The organism is Saccharopolyspora pogona, assembly GCF_014697215.1.
Classification (GTDB): Bacteria; Actinomycetota; Actinomycetes; order Mycobacteriales; family Pseudonocardiaceae; genus Saccharopolyspora; species Saccharopolyspora hattusasensis.
This window is the reverse complement of sequence record NZ_CP031142.1, coordinates 3230831-3249150: the sequence shown is the minus strand read 5'-3', so window position 1 is coordinate 3249150 and position 18320 is coordinate 3230831. Positions and strand designations below refer to the sequence as shown.

The following is an 18320-nucleotide window of genomic DNA, read 5'->3' as shown; positions in this document are numbered from 1 at the left end:
GCCTGCCGGGCTTCTGGTGACCAGCGCGACCTGTCCGGTCATGTCGGTCGTTGTCACTCCACCGGCTTCGAACCGGTCCCGGCCTGTCGGAGCCGGTGGTCCAGCGCGGTGTGGCGGCGGCCGGAGCCGACGGTGCGCACCGCCTGCCCGAGGGCCTTTTTCGAACCGACGAGGACCACGACCTTCTTGGCCCGGGTGACCGCCGTGTAGAGCAGGTTGCGCTGCAGCATCATCCAGGCGCTTGTGGTCAAGGGGATCACCACGCACGGGTATTCGCTTCCCTGCGAACGATGGATGGTCACCGCGTAGGCGTGCACCAGTTCGTCGAGTTCTGTGAAGTCGTAGTCGATGTCCTCGTCCTCGTCGGTTCGCACGGTCAGGGTCTGTGCTTCGTTGTCGAGCGCGGTCACGACGCCCTGCGTGCCGTTGAACACGCCGGTGGTGCCCTTGTCGTAGTTGTTGCGGATCTGCGTGACCTTGTCGCCGACGCGGAAGATCCGTCCGCCGAACCGCCGCTCTGGCAGGCCCTCCCTGGCCGGGGTGATCGCTTCCTGCAACAGCTGGTTCAGCGCGCCTGCACCTGCGGGGCCTCGATGCATCGGGGCGAGCACCTGCACGTCGGTGCGCGGGTTGAACCGGAACTTCCGCGGAATCCGGCGGGCGACGACGTCGACGGTGAGCTCGGCGGTCGGTTCGGATTCCTCTACGTGGAACAGGAAGAAGTCGGTCAGCCCGTGTGTCAGCGGATAGTCCCCGGCGTTGATTCGGTGCGCGTTGGTCACCACCCCGGACTCGGCGGCCTGCCGGAACACCTCGTTGAGCCGCACGTGTGGAATCGGCGTGCCAGGGACGAGCAGATCGCGCAGTACCTCACCGGCTCCGACCGACGGGAGCTGGTCGACGTCGCCGACCATCAGCAGGTGCGCGCCGGGCGGGATCGCCTTGGCCAGTTTGTTGGCTAGCAGCAGGTCGAGCATGGAGGCCTCGTCGACCACGACGAGGTCGGCGTCCAGCGGGTTGTCCCGGTCGTAGGCGGCGTCCCCGCCCGGCTGGAGCTGGAGCAGCCGGTGCACGGTTGCCGCCTCGTGTCCGGTGAGCTCGGTCAGCCGCTTCGCCGCTCGTCCCGTCGGCGCGGCGAGGATCACCTTGGCCTGTTTCGCCTGAGCTAGCGCGATGATCGACCGCACGGTGAAGCTCTTGCCGCAGCCTGGGCCTCCGGTGAGCACGGCGACCTTCTCGGTCAGGGCCAGCTTGACGGCGCGCTCCTGCGCCTCGGCGAGTTCGGCGCCTGTAGTGCGGCGTAACCAGTCGAGGGCCTTGTGCCAGTCGAGCCCGGCGAAGGCGGGCATCCGGTCCGCGCTGGTGCTCAGCAGCCGGGACAGCTGGTTGGCCAGGGCGACTTCGGCGCGGTGGAAGGGCACGAGGTAGATCGCGACCGTCGGCACCTCGTCGTCATCGGTGGGGATCTCCTCGCGGACCACACCTTCCTCGGCAACGAGTTCGGCGAGGCATTCGATCACCAGCCCGGTGTCGACTGTGAGGATCTTCACCGCCTCGGCGATCAGATCGGTCTCCGGCAGGTAGCAGTTGCCGTCGCCGGTGGACTCCGAGAGCGTGAACTGAAGGCCCGCCTTGACCCGCTGCGGGGAGTCGTGCGGGATTCCCACCGCTTTGGCGATGGTGTCGGCGGTCTTGAAACCGATTCCCCACACGTCGTTGGCCAGCCGGTAGGGCTCCTCCTTGACGGTCCGGATCGCGTCGTCGTGGTACTGCTTGTAGATCTTCACCGCCAGCGAGGTCGAGACACCGACACCTTGCAGGAAGATCATCACCTCTTTGATCGCCTTCTGCTCCTCCCACGCGTCGGCGATCAGCTTCGTCCGCTTCGGGCCGAGCTTGGGGACCTCGATCAGCCGCGCGGGGTCCTGCTCGATGACGTCGAGCGCGGCGACGCCGAAGTGGTCGACGATCTTCTCGGCAAGCTTTGGGCCGATGCCCTTGATCAGGCCCGACCCCAGGTAGCGGCGGATACCTTGCACGGTCGCAGGCAGCACGGTTGTGTAGTCGTCGACGTGGAATTGCCGCCCGTACTGCGGGTGCGACCCCCACCGGCCGCGCATGCGCAACGCCTCGCCGGGCTGCGCGCCCAGCAGCGCGCCGACGACCGTCACCAGGTCACCGCCGCGGCCGGTGTCGATCCGCGCGACGGTGTAGCCGCTCTCCTCGTTGGCGAACGTGATCCGCTCCAGCGTGCCCTCCAGCACCGCGGCCCACGTGGCCGACTCCCGTCCCTTGTCCACCGACAACACGTATCACGAACGACTGTCAAGCAATCCGGCGGTCACCACATGCAGCGGTACCTCCCGACGCCTCGGGCTCCGCTGATCCGCTCAACAGGACGAACGTGCTGAGCTGGATCCAGGACATCGGTGGTTCTCCTTCGGTTGGGCGAGGGGTGTCAATTTCGCGAGAAATTGGCGTTCACCCGGGTGACGGTCAATTTCTCGCGAAATTGCGCCGCCCTCGGGTGATCACAGGCTGGTGGTGAGGGTGTACCAGCAGCGCATGCAGGTGTCCTCCCGAATCCAGTCTACTTCGGACCGATCGTGCAGCTCCGCCGCCTTCACCCGCTCCTCGTGCGGAACTTTCGTTGCTGCGATGGGAAACGCGTGGCGGCCTCCCGGGACCGGGCGCCAGACGTAGGTCAAGTAGTCAGTCATCAGGGCCCCAGCGTCGATTACTCTGTGAACTTTGATCACCACTGAGAGCGTCAGATTTGGTGCCGATCATCAACTTGTCTGATCGGAAAATTTTCCAATCTGACTGGTTCGGGTGATCGGATACGGTGTGCGCATGTCCAAGCGCGCACAGCCAACAGTCCGCAAGCGACGCCTTGCGGCCACGTTGCGCAGCCTCCGCGACCAAGCAGGAGTGAGCCCAGAGCAGGTCAAGGAGGAGCTGGACTGGTCCCGTTCGACGGTCTCCAAGGTCGAGACCGCGAACATGGGGGTCTCCGTATCGGATGTGCGGGTGCTTTGCGAGCTCTACGGAACTGACCACAAGATCACCGAATGGCTGGTGAAGACTGCCCGCGACGCAAAGCGCCGTGGGTGGTGGGCTTCCTACAACGATGCGATGCCCTCAATCTTCGAGGACTACGTTGAACTGGAGTCCGAAGCGACCTGCGCGCATTACTTCGATCTTCGACGGCGCTATCGAAGTCTGCACGCGACTGTGCCTTTGATGGGCTCCCGCACGGTCGGTGAGTTGTTGGCGCGGCTTGGCCGACGCGTCAAGGTACGGGCTTCGCTTCGATGAGGCTGATGCCTGAGGGCATCTGCAGCACCCGCTCTATGTGGAACCCGGCCGCGGTGAGCAGCGGGGATTGACACATCTACCGAGACACGACACCGGTAAGAACCGGCATCACCACTCACGACCCGACGGACACCCGTCCGTGCGAGAGCACGCACGGCCGCCCGCATTCCCGTGGGAAGATCGCCGAAATGGGGGGATCGAACTGCACTGAATTGGGTCGAAATGCGTTGAACCGTCCACAACAGAATCCGCCTGACCTGTGAGATCTCCATTTTCTCAGGCCAGAGCGATATGTTGAGCTACCTTGGCACGGTAGTGCTCCCTGGCGGTGTTGCTCTGGTCAGCACAGTGTACAAAGGACGGTACGTTCCTTCGGTGAACCCGGCGTTCTGGCCGGTGGCGCAGCGCGGTTACCGCGGCGTGCTGGCGAAGGTGTCGATTGGCTCGGACGGCCGGACCAGGGATCGCCGACGCCGTGATTGGCGCGAGCGTCGGCGATGCCCGGTACTACCTGGAGCGCCCGCGAATGGACAATGACTTCCACGGGCTCGGCGGGTTCCTGATCATGAACTAAGAACTGAGATAGTCACGGTGAAGGTGCCGTCGTGCGGCACGGTGAGGATGTGCATTTGGCGGCCGGGGTAGGTGATCGAGGCGGGCCTGATCTCGGGCTGCCGCGGCTGATCCCAGTCGAATCGCAGCACCACCCGGCCGCGGGTGAGCGTCAGCCCTCGCGCGTCGAGTGCGACGGTGTCGGAGTCCCTCACCACCAACGGGATCTGCTCGGTTGCCGGTGCGTTCGCCCGCACCGACCTGGTGATCCGGTCGGAATGCACGGTCACGTCCGTGACGACCGAGCCGCTCGCGGTGCGGTAGCGGAACCGGTACGGATCGCCGCCCAGGAACTCCGCCTGCTGCGGTCCGTTCGCGTCCGTCACCTGGCCCGGGAAGACCGTCGCCCAACAGGCGTGGTCGTTGTTGTTAATCGACTGGACGACCGTGCCCGCCACCGGGTGCCACAGGAACGTCAGACCGGTGCGGGCCCGCGAGGTCGCGCGCCTCGTGCCGAAGTAGCCGCCGAGGTAGAACTGCGGCCTGCGCAGGAACAGGAAGTCTTGCCCCTGGTCGCTGCGGATTTCGGTGAAGTTCGCCCGGTGGTATGGAAGTTTCGCGATCGCGGCCGTGCGCTGGGCACGGGTCGGATAGCGCTCGCCGTAGATCGCGTGGGTGAGGATGCGCGGTGAGGTGTCCTGTTTGACGAGTGCGGGCACCGGTGCCGGGTCCGCCGCCCAGGCCGCCCGTGCGGTGGCGAGGTCTTCGCGGCTGGACAGGAACGCGGACAAGTTCGGCACCACTGGCACGAACTGGCTGTTCAGCGCGGTACGTTCCGGGTCCGGCCGCACGTCGGCGTAGAACCGCGACGTGGTGCGGGAGTTCGGGGCGACGTTGGAGAACCAGCCGGAGCCGTCGGGTTCGCGCAGCAGGTTGTAGCCGAGCCATTCGGTGTACTTGCGCGTCATCGTGACGAGGTTGGCGTCGTTGGACTGGCGCCACGCGTCTGCCATCTCCGGCAGCATCACCTCGAAGTTGTAGTTGGTGTCCGCGCCGGTCTCCTCGTAGAAGAAACCCGCGGGACTCTGCCCGTTCGCGGCAAGGCGCGCGAACGCCTCGGTCAACCGCAGCCGCAGCGCGGGGTCGGGGTCCTGGTTCAGCGCGAGTGCGGAACCGGCGAGCCCGGCGGTGACCTGGTTCGCGTAGTGGATAGTGGGCTGCCAGACGCCACCGTTTGCCGGGTCGAGGAGCCACGTCATCGCTTTGTGCAGCGCCGAAGTGATCTCCGCCTGGCGTTGCGTCAGGACGTTCGACTCGCGCAGCAAGGCGTTGGTCTTGCTCAGGTACCCCATCGCGAAGCCGGTCGCAGGGAGCGAGTGCTCGTTCGGCGAGTACTCCGGCCACGAGCCGTCGGCGTGCTGCAACCTCAGGTAGTGCCCGAGCCCGGCGTCGAGCGCGGCGAGCAGAGCCGCGTCGCCTCGGTACGGGTTCCACGTGCGGGACTGGGTGGCGAACCAGGCGAGCGTGTAGACGTGCTCCTGGACGCGGGCGTTGTACGACACCGCCGGGCTGCGCCACCAGCCTCCGGCGAAGAAGCCGCTCGAGTCCATGTCGGCGACCATCGGCGAGACCGCACTGAGGTACGACGCGAAGCGCTGTTCCTCGGGTGCGAACAGGCGACGGATCGGCGTGGTGGGCGGCGGCGCGGGCAGTGCGAGTGCGCGGGCCGGCAGTGCGGCGAGCAGTCCGAGAGCGGTGACGCCGGTCATCAGGCTGCGACGGCTGAACGTAGTCACGGGTCTACCTCCTTGTGGCCGATAAACCCTCACTCGCTCCGCAGCCCCACGTCAAGATGATAATTCGAATTATTAGGGGCTTGACGACACGTGGGCGGACGACGCAGAATCCCTGCCAATTCGAATTGGCAAAGTGGGGGTGTTCGTGGCCCGACGGCTCACCCAGCAGGACATCGCCAGGATGGCAGGAGTCAGCCAGGCGACGGTGTCGCTGGTGCTCAATAACCGGCAGGACGGCAACGTCCGGATCGCGCCGGCGACCCGTGCGCAGGTGCTGGAGGTGATCCGGAAAACCGGCTACGTCGCGAACCCGATCGCCCGCAGGATGCACGATCGGCACAACCGCATCCTCGGCGTGTTCACCTACGAGGCGGTGTTCCCGAGCACCCACGCGAACTTCTACCAGCCGTTCCTCGAAGGCATCGAGGAACAGGCCGAGGAGGTCGGCTGTGACTTGTTGCTGTTCACCAGCACCAAGGCCGCCGGGGCGCGGCGGCGGATTTTCGGCGACGACAGCCGGGTGCGGCTCGCCGACGGCAGTCTGCTGCTCGGTCGCACGGTCGACCGCGACGACCTGACCCAGCTGCTCGCCGAGGGCATCCCGCACGTCTCCATCGGACGACGCGACGACGCGGGCGGCCCGGTGCCGCACGTCGGCGCCGACTACCGCACCGCGGTGCGAGACCTGGTGGACCGCGCGGTCGCGCTCGGCCACCGCGGGTTCGCGTACGTGGGGCCAGGTGCGGGCGCGGAGTCGTCCGCGGATCGGCTGCAAGGCTTCCGCGAAGCCGTTGCGGCACATGGCCTCCAAGGGGTGCATGTGCAGACCGCACGGCTCGACCAGCTGCGCGAAGCGGACGTCACCGCCGTGCTCACCGAAGAGGTGTCGGACGGGGCCGCGCTCGTGCTCGCCGGACGCGAGCGCGGGCTCTCCGTGCCGGGCGACCTCACCGTGCTCTCGCTCGGCGCCGCTACCCGGGCGGCACCGGACGACGTGGCGCTCACCGGTTTCCGCATCCCCAGGCGCGAGATGGGGTGCCGGGCGGTGCAGGCGCTGACCGAGGTGCTCGAACACGGCACCACACCGCAGGAACTGCTCCCGTGCGAGTTCGTTGAGGGCTCGACGCTGGGCGCACCACGCCTTTGACCAGGAGGAACTGTTGCTTGATCACACCACGGACGTCGTCGTCGTTGGCGGCGGACTCGGCGGTGTCGCCGCCGCGCTTGCGTTGCTGCGCGCGGGCCGCCGGGTCGTGCTCACCGAGGAGTACGACTGGCTCGGCGGCCAGCTGACCAGCCAGGCCGTGCCGCCCGACGAGCACAGCTGGGTGGAGCGCTTCGGCGTCACCGCGAGCTACCGGGCGTTACGCGACGGCATCCGCGACTACTACCGCCGCCACTACCCGCTGACCCCGAGCACACGGGCGTGGCGGGAGCTCAACCCCGGTGCGGGCAACGTGAGCAGGCTCTGCCACGAGCCCCGCGTCGCCGTCGCGGTGATCGACGAGATGCTGGCGCCGTTCCGCGGCAGTGGCAGGCTGACCGTGCTGCAGCCGTACCGGCCGGTGGCCGCACGCATCGACGGCGACCGGATCGTGGCGGTGGCCGTTCAGCACCGCGACACCGGTGAACAGATCGAGCTCTCCGCACCGTACATCCTGGACGCAACGGAGACGGGTGAGCTGCTTCCGTTGTCCAGTACGGAGTACGTCACCGGATTTGAGTCCACTCTGGACACCGGCGAGCCGAGTGCACCCGAAGTCGCGCAGCCGGCGAACATGCAGGCGGTGTCGGTGTGCTTCGCGGTCGACCACGTCGACGGCGACCACACCATCGACAAACCGGCGCGGTACGACTTCTGGCGCGCGTACCAGCCGGACTTCTGGGGCGACCGGATGCTGTCGTTCCGCTCTCCCAACCCGCGCACGCTGGCCATCTCCGAACGCACCTTCACCCCGAACCCGGACGACGACCCGCTCGCCGTCGTGTCGGACCAGCGGCTCAGCGCCGGTGACAGCAACCTGTGGACGTTCCGGCGCATCGCCGCGCGTCGCAACTTCGTCGAGGGTGCCTACGACAGTGACATCTGCCTGGTGAACTGGCCGATGATCGACTACTTCGAGTCGCCGGTGATCGACGTGCCGGACGCCGACGCGCACATCGCCGCGTCGCGGGAGCTCTCACGTTCGGTGCTCTACTGGCTGCAGACCGAGGCACCGCGTCCGGACGGCGGCACCGGCTTCCCCGGCCTCCGCCTGCGCGGCGACGTCACCGGCAGCGCGGACGGTCTCGCGCAGGCGCCGTACATCCGCGAGTCCAGGCGCATCAGGGCCGAGCACACGATCGTCGAACAGGACCTCTCGCTCGCCGTGCGAGGCGACAAGGGCGCGGTGCAGCACGCCGACGCCGTGGGTGTCGGCATGTACCGCATCGACCTGCACCCCTCCACCGGTGGCGACAACTACATCGACGTCGCGAGCTGCCCGTTCGAGATCCCACTCGGCGCGCTGATCCCGCAACGGGTGGAGAATTTGCTACCCGCGGGCAAGAATATCGGCACCACCCACATCACCAACGGTTCCCACCGGCTGCACCCGGTCGAGTGGAACATCGGCGAGGTCGCGGGCACGCTCGCCGCCTTCTGCCTGGCGCACCGAGTCACCCCTCGCGTGGTGCGCAACACCCCCGGCCTGCTCGCGGACTTCCAGCGGTCGCTGGAACGCGACGGGGTCGAGCTCCGCTGGCCGGACGTGTCCGGCTACTGACGCAGGGAGACGAGAATGACAAAGCTGTCACGACGACTCACGGCACTAATCGTCGCAGGGCTGTTCGCCCTCACCGGCTGCGGTGGCGGATCATCCGCACAGTCCGGACCGAAGTCGCTGCGCATGACCGTGTGGACTGCAAACGCGGCGCATCTCAAGCTGCTCAACGACATCGCTGCCGAGTACAAGGCCTCGCACCCGGACGTCACCGAGATCAAGTTCGACTCAGTGCCCGCCGACGGGTACACCACGACGCTCACCACCCAGATCGCCGGCGGTAACGCGCCGGACCTGGCCTGGATCCTGGAGGAGTCGGCACCCGACTTCGTGGCCTCCGGTGCGCTCGCCCCGGTGCGCGGCAAGATCGAGAAGGCCGACGAGCTCGTGCCGTCCGCGACGAAGCTGTGGGAGAAGGACGGCGAACTGTACGCCTACCCGTTCTCCACCTCGCCCTTCGGGTTGTTCGTCAACACCGACCTGGTGAAGAACGCCTCGGCGGACTGGACCTGGGACCAGGCGATCGCGGCGGCCTCTGCGTCGGCGGCCGCCTCCGGCAAGGCCGGCCTGGCACTGCCGGACTTCAAGTACCAGAACTGGGCGGTGCTGTCCGCGATCTGGCGCGGTTGGGGAGCTGATGCGTGGAGTGCGGACGGTCGCTCGTGCGGGTTCTCCAGCACCGAGATGAACGACGCGATGTCGTTCCTGCACAAGGCCATCTTCACCGACAAGGCGATTCCGGGCCCCGGCACGACGGTGGACTTCTTCGCCGGTGACGCGGCGATGGCGATCGGCCAGATCTCCCGGGCCGGTGCGTTGAAGGACGCGAAGTTCGGCTGGACGCTGCTGCCGCTGCCGTCCGGTCCGAAGGGTGACTACGCGGTGATCGGGCAGGCCGGGATCGGTGTGTTGAAGCAGTCGCCCAACGTCGAGGCCGCGACGGACTTCCTCGCCTTCCTCACCAACCAGGCGAACTCCGCCAAGCTCGCGCAGTTCTTCCCCCCGGCGCGGTCGTCGCTGCTCAACGCGGAGACGCTCGCCAAGAGCAACCCGTTGATCAAGGCCGAGCAACTGCAGTCCGTCGTCATCGACGGCATCAACAAGGGCGTGGTGAAGCCGAGCCACCAGGGTCAGGAGGAGCTGAACCAGACGATCCGCGCCGCGCTCGACCCGTTGTGGAAGCCGGACGCGAACGTGCAGAGCGTGCTGAACGACGTGTGCACCAAGATCAAGCCGCTGCTGGAACACAAGTGACGGCGGTCGCACACTCCACGCGGGCCGTAGCTCGCGAGCGGGCGTCGTTTTGGACGCAACGCAGGCGCGACAACCTGGTCGGCTACCTGTTCGTCGCGCCTGCGCTGCTCGGCAGCATCGCGTTCGTGCTTGTGCCGCTGGCCTTGGTCGGCTGGTACAGCCTCAACGAGTGGAACGTGCTCGCCGGCACGTTCCACTTCGTCGGCGCGCAGAACTACCAACAGCTGCTTGCCGACGAGAAGCTGCGCGACTCGCTGGTGGCCACCACGTGGTTCGCCGCCGGCTTGGTCGTGCTCAACCTGTCACTGGCGCTGCTGCTCGCCGTGCTGCTCAACCAGAAGCTGCGCGGCACCACGGTCTTCCGCACGTTGTTCTTCTCTCCCGTCCTCGTGTCGCTGGTGGCGTGGACGCTGGTGTGGCAGCTGATGCTGCAGCCGGAGGGCAGCGTGAACAGCCTGCTCGGGTTCTTCGGCGCCGACGGGCCGAACTGGCTGCGCGGTGAGTCGACCGCGATGGTCTCGGTGATCGTCGTGCAGGTGATCAAGAACGTCGGCCTGAACATGGTGCTGTTCCTCGCGGCGCTGCAAGGCGTGCCGCAGCCGTTGTACGAGGCGGCGAAGATCGACGGCGCGGGTGCCTGGACCCGGTTCCGCCGCATCACCGTGCCGTTGATCAGCCCGACGATCCTGCTCACGTCGATCATCACCATCGTCGGCTCGCTGCAGGTGTTCGCGCAGATCGCGGTGCTCACGCAGGGCGGTCCGGGCACGTCCACGACCGTGCTGATCTATTACCTGTACCAGCAGGCGTTCCAGTTCCACCACTTCGGCTACGGCGCGACGATCTCGGTGCTGCTGTTCGTCATCGTCGCCGCACTCACCCTGCTGCAGTGGCGGATGCGCCGGAAGTGGGTGCTGCATGAGACCTAGGGTCAAGATCGCGCTGTACGGGCTGCTGTGCCTGCTGTGCGTGCCGTTCGTCTTCCCAACCTGGTGGATGATCACTTCGTCGATGAAGCCGATCAGCGAGATCTTCTCCACCTCGCTGCTGCCGTCGGAGTGGACGTTCGCCACGTACCGGCAGGTGTTCGAGATGCAGCCGTTCGGGCAGCAGTACTGGAACAGCCTCTACATCGCGGTGATCGTCACGGTGGGCACGATGGCGGTGGCGGCGATGGCCGGGTACGCGTTCGCGCGCATCCGGTTCCCCGGCCAGAACGTGCTGTTCGTGGTCGTGCTGATCGGCCTGCTCATCCCGAGCGAGGTCACCATCGTGCCGCTGTTCCAGATGTTCCAGTCGCTCGGCCTGACCAACACGCACTGGCCGCTGATCATCGTGCCGATCTTCGGGGCGCCCTGTGTGCTGGCGATCTTCATCATGCGCCAGTTCTTCATCGCGCTGCCGTCGGAGCTGGAGGAGGCCGCGCGGATGGACGGCCTCGGACGAGCGGGCATCTTCTACCGGGTGGCGCTGCCGCTGTCCCGGCCCGCGCTGGGCGCCGTCGCGATCTTCACGTTCCTGCACTCGTGGAACCTCTACCTGGAGCCGATCGTCTACCTGTCCACACCGGACATGTACACGCTGCCGCAAGCGCTCACGCAGTTCGTCGACATCTACCGCGGTCCGATGTGGAACGTGCAGCTCGCCGCCGCGACCATGACTGCGGTGCCGATTCTCGTCGTGTTCGTGCTGGCGCAGCGGCAGTTCATCGAGGGACTCGCGCACACCGGGGTGAAGGGGTGAGTCCCGCGATCGACCCGGAGATCGCCGCGCTGGTAGATCTCGCCAGACCACCGGTGACGCCAGCGGGAATCGACGCGGTCCGGGCGGCAGGACGCGTCGTCACCGATGCCGAGCTGACGCGCGGTGGCACCGTGACGTTCGCCGAGGCCGATGCCGATGGCGTGCCGGTGCTCGTGCTGCTCCCAGCGGGTGTGCCACGTCTTCCGGTGCTGCACCTGCACGGCGGCGGGATGGTCGCGGGCACCCGGCGCACCGACCTGCACGTGCTGGCCGAGTGGGTGTCGGAGCTGGGTGTCGTGCTGGTGTCGCCGGAGTACCGGCTCGCACCCGAGCACCCGCACCCGGCGCCGTCGCAGGACTGCTTCCGGGTGCTGGAGTGGATGTCCCGCAACGGGTTCGGCCCGCCTGTCGTCGCGGGTACATCGGCGGGCGGCGGGCTGGCGGCGGCGGTGACGCTGATGGCCCGCGACCTCGGCGGTCCGCCGATCCGCGGCCAGCTGCTGATGTGCCCGATGCTCGACGACCGGTGTGACACCCCGTCCAGCCACGAGTACCTCGACGGGAACACGTGGGTGCGCGCGTCGACGATCACCGGCTGGGAGGCCTTGCTCAGCGATGCGCGGGGCGGTCCCGACGTCTCACCGTACGCCGCACCGGCACGTGCCACCGACCTCGCCAGGCTGCCACCTACCTACGTCGACATCGGCTCGGCCGACCTGTTCCGCGACGAGGCCGTCGACTACGCCCTGCGGCTGTGGCGCGCCGGCGGAGACGCAGAACTGCACGTCTGGCCCGGCGGGTGCCACGGATTCGACCAGCTCGTGCCCGACGCGGCGTTGTCGCGGCGGGCACGAGCCGCCCGCATCGACTGGCTGCGCCGCGTGATGGAGGCTCACAGCTAAACGTTTCGGCATGGCTCGCAGGCGCCCATTCGGAGATGAGGTGGCGGTCGCTGCGGCGTCGCCCGCCGTTACTGGCCCGCGGACGACGTACTCGCGCTTGAACCGTTCCTAGGGTGAGTGGCCATTATTGGTCACGTCATCCGGAGCCGGACTGATCCGGTGATCTCCCGAACAGTCGTGGAGATCTGGGAACAACACGAGTTGGTCACCTCGGCCCAGCATGGTCTTGTCACCACGGTGTGGTGTGCCCGCTGTCCTTGGTGCTGGTGTTGCCCGGGTGCCCGTCAGCGCGGGTGCGGTCTGGCCGGTAGCTCTCCCGCCACGATCCTCTGGTCGTGTCCGGGTCACACCTGGCCGACGCCGCAACCGATGCTGGTGGGCACGTCTGCCGATGGCCACCTTCGCGTGGCGGAAGAACACCCGTGAGTGTTTTAGGGTGCCATAGCACCCAAAAGCACTCACGGCGGTCACCTGCGTTCGCTGATGCGCTGCCCGACGCGGGCAAGCCGGGCCTAGAGGACCTGAACGCGACGCTGCTTACCGACACGCTCGTCGCGATCCGCATAGCCGCGAACACGCCCCCGCCGCTTCCCGCCATGGCGCGGCCAGACGTTGTTCGACAGCGCGGATTGCCCTGGTGAGACCGGTTTTCTGGAGCGCCCAGGCACCGCAGGGATAACCGGTACTGGTCCTCGGATGCCCGGGTGATCGCACCAGCCCACCGTGACGAACACCGGGCGGTGAGATTCCTCTTGCGTCGTGCTCGTTGGGTGTGCTTCGCCGCCGCATCGCCGATACAGACCCGTTCAGCCAGGTCGGATCGGGCGAGAGAACCAAGATGCTGTCCCACCAGGATCAGCACCTTCTCATCAACAGCCGACACCCGCAGACGATCGCGGATACGCGCTCCGGATGGCGCGGCCACGGTGAACGGCGCAGCGATCAGCCGAAGCTTTCGTCGTGCCACCACCTCACCCCTCACCGCACCTCCCACCGCGTGTCCAGCAATGGCCTACTCTACCGCCTGTTTCACGCAGTGGATCACTCGGCGTTGCTTCGCTGACCGCGGCCCATACAACCGGCCCGAAAACGACGTCACCACCGCCACCATGTCCCGCACCAACTCCGACTCCAACTCCGCCGACGAATCCCACTCCTCATCCGTACCGGTCACCTCCAGATCAACGCCGAACGCGGGCAACAACACATCCCTGATCACCCCGATACCGAACCGGGCTAAACGCTCCTCGTGTTCCACCACCAACGTCGCCACCTCGGGACGCCGGCAGGCATCAAGAGCACGCCGAAAACCACGACGACCATCCGAGAGTCCAGACGCCACGTCCCAGAATTCCCCCACCACAACACGGCCCTCGGTAGCGTGCCGCAATCGCGTGATCTGCCGGTCAAGATCACCCTCGCGGCGCTGGCGCTGCGAGGACACCCGCGCATACAACACCACGCCCTCAACAGGCGGTACCGATCCACGCCTGCGGCGGACATCCTCCAACTCCGCCACCGAGAACACCCGGCGACCACCAGCAGAACGACGATCCGGCAGCACTCCCTGCTGGGTATAGCGACGCAACGTTCGCGTCGAAACCCCCAACATCCGGGCCGCTATCGTGGCCGACACCAAACGATCAGTCATGCCCGAAACATACCGGAACGACCAACAACGACCGATAACCTAGCTAGGAAACAGCGCCCAACCCGCTGGTGAAGGCGTCAGCCGCTCGGGCAGGGACGTCACGTCGTCGTTTCCCGAGCTGCGTGCAATCTCGGATGTCCTGGGCAGTCATGGAGGCCCTGCCCGGAGGCTCGTGGGATGTGGGACCGCCCCGGCTCGCGCGAGGAAGAGTGAGGTGCCGCCCGCGCAAGACCCGAGATCCCAGTAGAGGTGCTCCACACCCCGTTCGTAGCGGATCGCGCCGTGATAGCGGCCGCGCATTCAACGTGTGCGGGCTGTAATGGCATGCCCACACTCAGGAAGTCGGCTTGCACCTTTAGGCAACATTCACGGCCGCGCCTGCCCTATCGCCTCGGATGACCCTGGTCACGACTGATGTCGCTGCATAGGTTTTCGGCACGGCGTCGAATCTCTCCGTTTTTCGGCGTCGCCTCTGTCTCGATGCGAATGGAGCGCGATTATGACGATGCGAAAGCTGGCTGCGGCCGCCCTGCTAACGCTGGGGCTCGCCGGTGGTATCGCCGCCACCCAGGGTGCGGCGTCCGCAGCCACGTTCGTCCCGGGCGGGGTCTACTCGTCTCACTACTCCTGCACCAAGGCGGGCAACGCGGGCTTAAAGCAGCACCGCTGGGTCGGCTGGTACTGCCAGGACTTGCACAACCACGGCCGGTACCAGCTGTGGGTGCAGCCGAGATACTGATCCGGTGCGTGGTGCGGGGGCGAGTCCGTTGTGGACGCGCCCCCGTTTCGTTGCGGTTTCCAGGGTTGGTGAAGGAATCCCGTGTGGAGCACAGCGCGCGGTGCTGCCCTGAGATCAGCCGGTCCGGCTTGCCAAGGGCAATCCGTGCCCGGGGCTGCCGGCAACCGGAAGCTGGTCCGGTCTGGGTTGTACCCGGTTGTTGTTGAGGGCGGAAGACCTCCCGAGGCGCTGCCTCGGGAGGCTGCCTGAGCCAGGAATCCCCACCACGCCCGGAGATAAGGGACGAAGAATCGCCCGCCTTCAGGCGGTGAGCCGGTCATGCCCGTACTGCGAGCACGATTCGGTTGTCGATTCCTCTGGCGCAACGATCAGGCGGCGCAACGACCAACAACGACCGATAACCTAGTGGGGCTTTGTTAGATCGTCATGGTTTCTGGTGGCAGGTGGGGCATCGGCCTGTTCAGGTGGCCAGCAGTACCTGGAGTCCTTTGAGGATGGTGTAGAGGGTCAGGCCGCCCCAGGTGCTTTTGGGCTTGTCAACCTGAGTTCGGTGAGGAAGAGGTGCGCGGCGGTCACGAGGGTGACGTGGCGGTGCCAGCCGGTGAAGGAGCGGCCTTCGAAGTGGGTGAGTCCCAGGCCGGTTTTGAGTTCGCGGTAGTCGTGTTCGATGCGCCAGCGGATCTTGGCCAGACGCACCAGGGTCTTCAGCGGGGTGTGCTCGGGCAGGTTGGAGATCCAGTAGTCGGTGGGCGCGGGCTGATGCGGTGGCCATTCGGCCACCAGCCAGCATTCCGGCAGGTTGCCGCCAGTGTCTTTGGGGATGTCGCGGTTGGCGGGCCGGATGCGCAGCGCCAGGAAACGGGAGCGCATCTTCGCGGTGGGGTTGCCGCCGGTTTTCTTGCTGCCCTCACGCCAGGTCACCCGCCGCAGACTGCCGCGCCCCGCGGCCAGTGCCAGCTCACGCAGCGTCGACGGCGGGTGCGGGTAGCGGGGCACGGGTCGGCGTCCGCGCCCGCTATACGCGGCGGTCACCGGCACGGCATCCGCTGGGTGGGCGGTGGTCGAGGCTTTCACGGCCATCACATACGACAGGCCACGATCGGCCAGTTCGCACCGGAAGCCCGCGTTGTCCCCGTAACCCGCGTCGCCGGCCACCACCGGCGGGGTATGGCCCCACGCGGCGAGTTCGTCGATCATCTCCAGCGCCTGTCGCCATTTCGGGCGATGCCCCTCCCCGGCCGGGATCGCGCACCGCGCCCGCCGGAGGGCGATGCGTTCGGCCTCGGCGCCGGTCGCGCAGTCGTCGTCCCAGGATTCCGGCAGAAACAGCCGCCAGTTCAACGCCGCCGAGCAGGCATCGGTGACCGCGTGCACGCTCACCGCGATCTGGCAGTTGGTGACCTTGCCCGCGGTGCCGGTGTACTGCCGGGCTACCCCCGGCGAGGCATCCCCGTCTTTTTCATGCCAGGTGTCATCCAGCACCCACGCATCCGGTGCCACCACATCGACCGCTCGCTTGGCCAACCGTCGCCGCACCGCCGCGTAATCCCACGTCGAGGAGGTGATGAACTGCTGCAACCGCTGATGATCAACACCCACACGCTCGGCCATCGGCTGCATCGACTTCCGCCGTCCGTCCAGCATCAACCCCCGCAGATACAGCCCACCGTTGAGCCGCTGCTCGCGACGCGCAAAAGACGTTAACAACTCCCCAGCGAAGTCCTCCATGCGGTCCCGGACCCGATCAAGTTCTGCAGCCAGCACACCAAGATCATCGCACACCCTGATCAACAACTAACAAAGCCCTACTAGGAAACAGCGCCCAACCCGCTGGTGAAGGCGTCAGCCGCTCGGGCAGGGACGTCACGTCGTCGTTTCCCGAGCTGCGTGCAATCTCGGATGTCCTGGGCAGTCATGGAGGCCCTGCCCGGAGGCTCGTGGGATGTGGGACCGCCCCGGCTCGCGCGAGGAAGAGTGAGGTGCCGCCCGCGCAAGACCCGAGATCCCAGTAGAGGTGCTCCACACCCCGTTCGTAGCGGATCGCGCCGTGATAGCGGCCGCGCATTCAACGTGTGCGGGCTGTAATGGCATGCCCACACTCAGGAAGTCGGCTTGCACCTTTAGGCAACATTCACGGCCGCGCCTGCCCTATCGCCTCGGATGACCCTGGTCACGACTGATGTCGCTGCATAGGTTTTCGGCACGGCGTCGAATCTCTCCGTTTTTCGGCGTCGCCTCTGTCTCGATGCGAATGGAGCGCGATTATGACGATGCGAAAGCTGGCTGCGGCCGCCCTGCTAACGCTGGGGCTCGCCGGTGGTATCGCCGCCACCCAGGGTGCGGCGTCCGCAGCCACGTTCGTCCCGGGCGGGGTCTACTCGTCTCACTACTCCTGCACCAAGGCGGGCAACGCGGGCTTAAAGCAGCACCGCTGGGTCGGCTGGTACTGCCAGGACTTGCACAACCACGGCCGGTACCAGCTGTGGGTGCAGCCGAGATACTGATCCGGTGCGTGGTGCGGGGGCGAGTCCGTTGTGGACGCGCCCCCGTTTCGTTGCGGTTTCCAGGGTTGGTGAAGGAATCCCGTGTGGAGCACAGCGCGCGGTGCTGCCCTGAGATCAGCCGGTCCGGCTTGCCAAGGGCAATCCGTGCCCGGGGCTGCCGGCAACCGGAAGCTGGTCCGGTCTGGGTTGTACCCGGTTGTTGTTGAGGGCGGAAGACCTCCCGAGGCGCTGCCTCGGGAGGCTGCCTGAGCCAGGAATCCCCACCACGCCCGGAGATAAGGGACGAAGAATCGCCCGCCTTCAGGCGGTGAGCCGGTCATGCCCGTACTGCGAGCACGATTCGGTTGTCGATTCCTCTGGCGCAACGATCAGGCGGCTGGGCGTGCGTCTCGAATCCCTTGCTGCGCAGCTTGTCCAACACGGAACCGAGGGCATGCTCGCTCTCGTGCACCTCCATCACCACCCGCTTGATGCGCGGCCAGTCGTCGTCCGCGATGCCGTCGAGGGCTGCCGCCTCGCCGCCCTCGATATCGATCTTCAGGAGCTCGATGTCGTCGTGCCGGGCCGCCGATTCGCGCAGGATCTGCGAGAGAGGTCGCACCGGCACGGACACAGCCTCGTAGCGGTACACCTGTTCCGCTACCGCCCGAGTGGCGTAGGTGGCGATCGTCTCCCTGTCCTTGAGCTTCACGTCCAGGTACGCCGTGGAGTTGCCCGGCATCGCGGGGAAGAAGTAGAACTGGGCCGTGCCGGCCCGGTCGGCCAGCCCTTCCGCGTGGACGGTGACGTCGGTGAGGCCGTGCAGGCGGATGTTCGCGCGCAACGCCGCCACCGTTTGCGGCATGGGCTCGATGGCGATTACGGAGACCCGCGGGAAGCGCTGCTTGACGAACAAGGTGAACAGACCGATGTTGGCTCCCGCGTCGACGATCAGCCCTGTCGGTTCGATTGGTTCCAATGCACGCAGGTAGCTGTTGCGGCCGAAGATCTCGTCGTAGATCAGCTCCGCCTCGGAGAGCACCGGGTTTCCGGTTGCCGGGGTGTAGCATTCGAGATCCTCGGCGACTGCGACGAGGTGCAATCTGGTCATGGCATCCCC

General features: G+C 66.7%; 16 protein-coding genes. 10 read left to right on the top strand and 6 right to left on the bottom strand.

All coding sequences use genetic code 11. The annotated features are described in order from the left end of the window. Nucleotides 1-53: 53 nt before the first annotated feature. Complete coding sequence (gene recD2 / locus DL519_RS14860) at nt 54-2300, bottom strand: SF1B family DNA helicase RecD2 (RefSeq protein WP_223838996.1); 2247 nt, start codon at nt 2298-2300, stop codon at nt 54-56. 231 nt (nt 2301-2531) lie between these two features. Further along, nucleotides 2532-2720, bottom strand: coding sequence for a hypothetical protein (locus tag DL519_RS14855; RefSeq protein WP_190815606.1), 189 nt, complete (start codon nt 2718-2720; stop codon nt 2532-2534). A 133-nt stretch (nt 2721-2853) separates the two neighbouring features. Here DL519_RS14855 and DL519_RS14850 point away from each other — a divergent pair, with 133 nt between their 5' ends. Then, nucleotides 2854-3318 carry a helix-turn-helix domain-containing protein gene (locus DL519_RS14850; protein ID WP_190815604.1) on the top strand — a complete coding sequence of 155 codons (465 nt, stop codon included), beginning with the start codon at nt 2854-2856 and terminating at the stop codon, nt 3316-3318. Between the two features lie 439 nt (nt 3319-3757). After that, nucleotides 3758-3892, top strand: a complete 135-nt coding sequence (locus tag DL519_RS48660; RefSeq protein WP_263399643.1) for a hypothetical protein — start codon at nt 3758-3760, stop codon at nt 3890-3892. Here DL519_RS48660 and DL519_RS14845 read toward each other — a convergent pair. Continuing rightward, complete coding sequence (locus tag DL519_RS14845) at nt 3882-5666, bottom strand: hypothetical protein (protein WP_190815602.1); 1785 nt, start codon at nt 5664-5666, stop codon at nt 3882-3884. The two genes, DL519_RS48660 and DL519_RS14845, sit on opposite strands and share 11 nt — an antisense overlap. A 145-nt stretch (nt 5667-5811) precedes the next feature. On the opposite strand from DL519_RS14845, the gene DL519_RS14840 reads away from it, so the two are divergent. The 6 genes from DL519_RS14840 to DL519_RS14815 are packed head-to-tail and all read left to right on the top strand — an operon-like array spanning nt 5812 to nt 12327. Further along, a complete protein-coding gene (locus DL519_RS14840; protein WP_223838995.1) occupies nt 5812-6813 on the top strand; it encodes a LacI family DNA-binding transcriptional regulator in 1002 nt (333 codons plus the stop codon). A 13-nt stretch (nt 6814-6826) separates the two neighbouring features. After that, nucleotides 6827-8431, top strand: a complete 1605-nt coding sequence (locus DL519_RS14835) for an FAD-dependent oxidoreductase (RefSeq protein ID WP_190815600.1) — start codon at nt 6827-6829, stop codon at nt 8429-8431. Nucleotides 8432-8446: 15 nt separating this feature from the next. Then, nucleotides 8447-9682, top strand: coding sequence for an ABC transporter substrate-binding protein (locus tag DL519_RS14830; RefSeq protein WP_190815599.1), 1236 nt, complete (start codon nt 8447-8449; stop codon nt 9680-9682). Continuing rightward, nucleotides 9679-10611, top strand: coding sequence for a carbohydrate ABC transporter permease (locus tag DL519_RS14825; protein WP_190815597.1), 933 nt, complete (start codon nt 9679-9681; stop codon nt 10609-10611). The genes DL519_RS14830 and DL519_RS14825 overlap by 4 nt, the downstream gene beginning before the upstream one ends. Beyond that, complete coding sequence (locus DL519_RS14820; RefSeq protein ID WP_190815595.1) at nt 10601-11425, top strand: carbohydrate ABC transporter permease; 825 nt, start codon at nt 10601-10603, stop codon at nt 11423-11425. The genes DL519_RS14825 and DL519_RS14820 overlap by 11 nt, the downstream gene beginning before the upstream one ends. Then, nucleotides 11422-12327, top strand: a complete 906-nt coding sequence (locus DL519_RS14815; RefSeq protein ID WP_190815593.1) for an alpha/beta hydrolase — start codon at nt 11422-11424, stop codon at nt 12325-12327. Before DL519_RS14820 ends, DL519_RS14815 begins: the two co-directional genes overlap by 4 nt. A 1012-nt stretch (nt 12328-13339) precedes the next feature. Here DL519_RS14815 and DL519_RS14810 read toward each other — a convergent pair. Beyond that, nucleotides 13340-13978 carry an IS607 family transposase gene (locus DL519_RS14810; RefSeq protein ID WP_190815591.1) on the bottom strand — a complete coding sequence of 213 codons (639 nt, stop codon included), beginning with the start codon at nt 13976-13978 and terminating at the stop codon, nt 13340-13342. Between the two features lie 499 nt (nt 13979-14477). On the opposite strand from DL519_RS14810, the gene DL519_RS14805 reads away from it, so the two are divergent. After that, nucleotides 14478-14717: a hypothetical protein gene (locus tag DL519_RS14805; protein ID WP_223838993.1), complete on the top strand. Its 240-nt coding sequence runs from the start codon at nt 14478-14480 to the stop codon at nt 14715-14717. A gap of 507 nt (nt 14718-15224) precedes the next feature. Here DL519_RS14805 and DL519_RS14800 read toward each other — a convergent pair. Next, nucleotides 15225-16445: an IS701 family transposase gene (locus tag DL519_RS14800; protein WP_397545051.1), complete on the bottom strand. Its 1221-nt coding sequence runs from the start codon at nt 16443-16445 to the stop codon at nt 15225-15227. A 536-nt stretch (nt 16446-16981) separates the two neighbouring features. Here DL519_RS14800 and DL519_RS14795 point away from each other — a divergent pair. Next, entirely contained in the window at nt 16982-17221 is a 240-nt protein-coding gene (locus DL519_RS14795) for a hypothetical protein (protein WP_223838993.1), read from the top strand. A gap of 316 nt (nt 17222-17537) precedes the next feature. On the opposite strand, the gene DL519_RS14790 is transcribed toward DL519_RS14795, so the two are convergent. Next, a complete protein-coding gene (locus DL519_RS14790; protein WP_190815587.1) occupies nt 17538-18311 on the bottom strand; it encodes an FkbM family methyltransferase in 774 nt (257 codons plus the stop codon). Between the last annotated feature and the right edge of the window lie 9 nt (nt 18312-18320).

Excerpts from the sequence above, each read along its gene's own strand:
- DL519_RS14855 (WP_190815606.1), bottom strand. The coding sequence starts at position 2,720 with ATGACTGACTACTTGACCTACGTCTGGCGCCCGGTCCCGGGAGGCCGC.
- DL519_RS14850 (WP_190815604.1), top strand. The coding sequence starts at position 2,854 with ATGTCCAAGCGCGCACAGCCAACAGTCCGCAAGCGACGCCTTGCGGCC.
- DL519_RS14830 (WP_190815599.1), top strand. The coding sequence starts at position 8,447 with ATGACAAAGCTGTCACGACGACTCACGGCACTAATCGTCGCAGGGCTG.
- DL519_RS14820 (WP_190815595.1), top strand. The coding sequence starts at position 10,601 with ATGAGACCTAGGGTCAAGATCGCGCTGTACGGGCTGCTGTGCCTGCTG.
- DL519_RS14810 (WP_190815591.1), bottom strand. The coding sequence starts at position 13,978 with ATGACTGATCGTTTGGTGTCGGCCACGATAGCGGCCCGGATGTTGGGG.
- DL519_RS14805 (WP_223838993.1), top strand. The coding sequence starts at position 14,478 with ATGACGATGCGAAAGCTGGCTGCGGCCGCCCTGCTAACGCTGGGGCTC.
- DL519_RS14800 (WP_397545051.1), bottom strand. The coding sequence starts at position 16,445 with ATGGAGGACTTCGCTGGGGAGTTGTTAACGTCTTTTGCGCGTCGCGAG.
- DL519_RS14795 (WP_223838993.1), top strand. The coding sequence starts at position 16,982 with ATGACGATGCGAAAGCTGGCTGCGGCCGCCCTGCTAACGCTGGGGCTC.
- DL519_RS14790 (WP_190815587.1), bottom strand. The coding sequence starts at position 18,311 with ATGACCAGATTGCACCTCGTCGCAGTCGCCGAGGATCTCGAATGCTAC.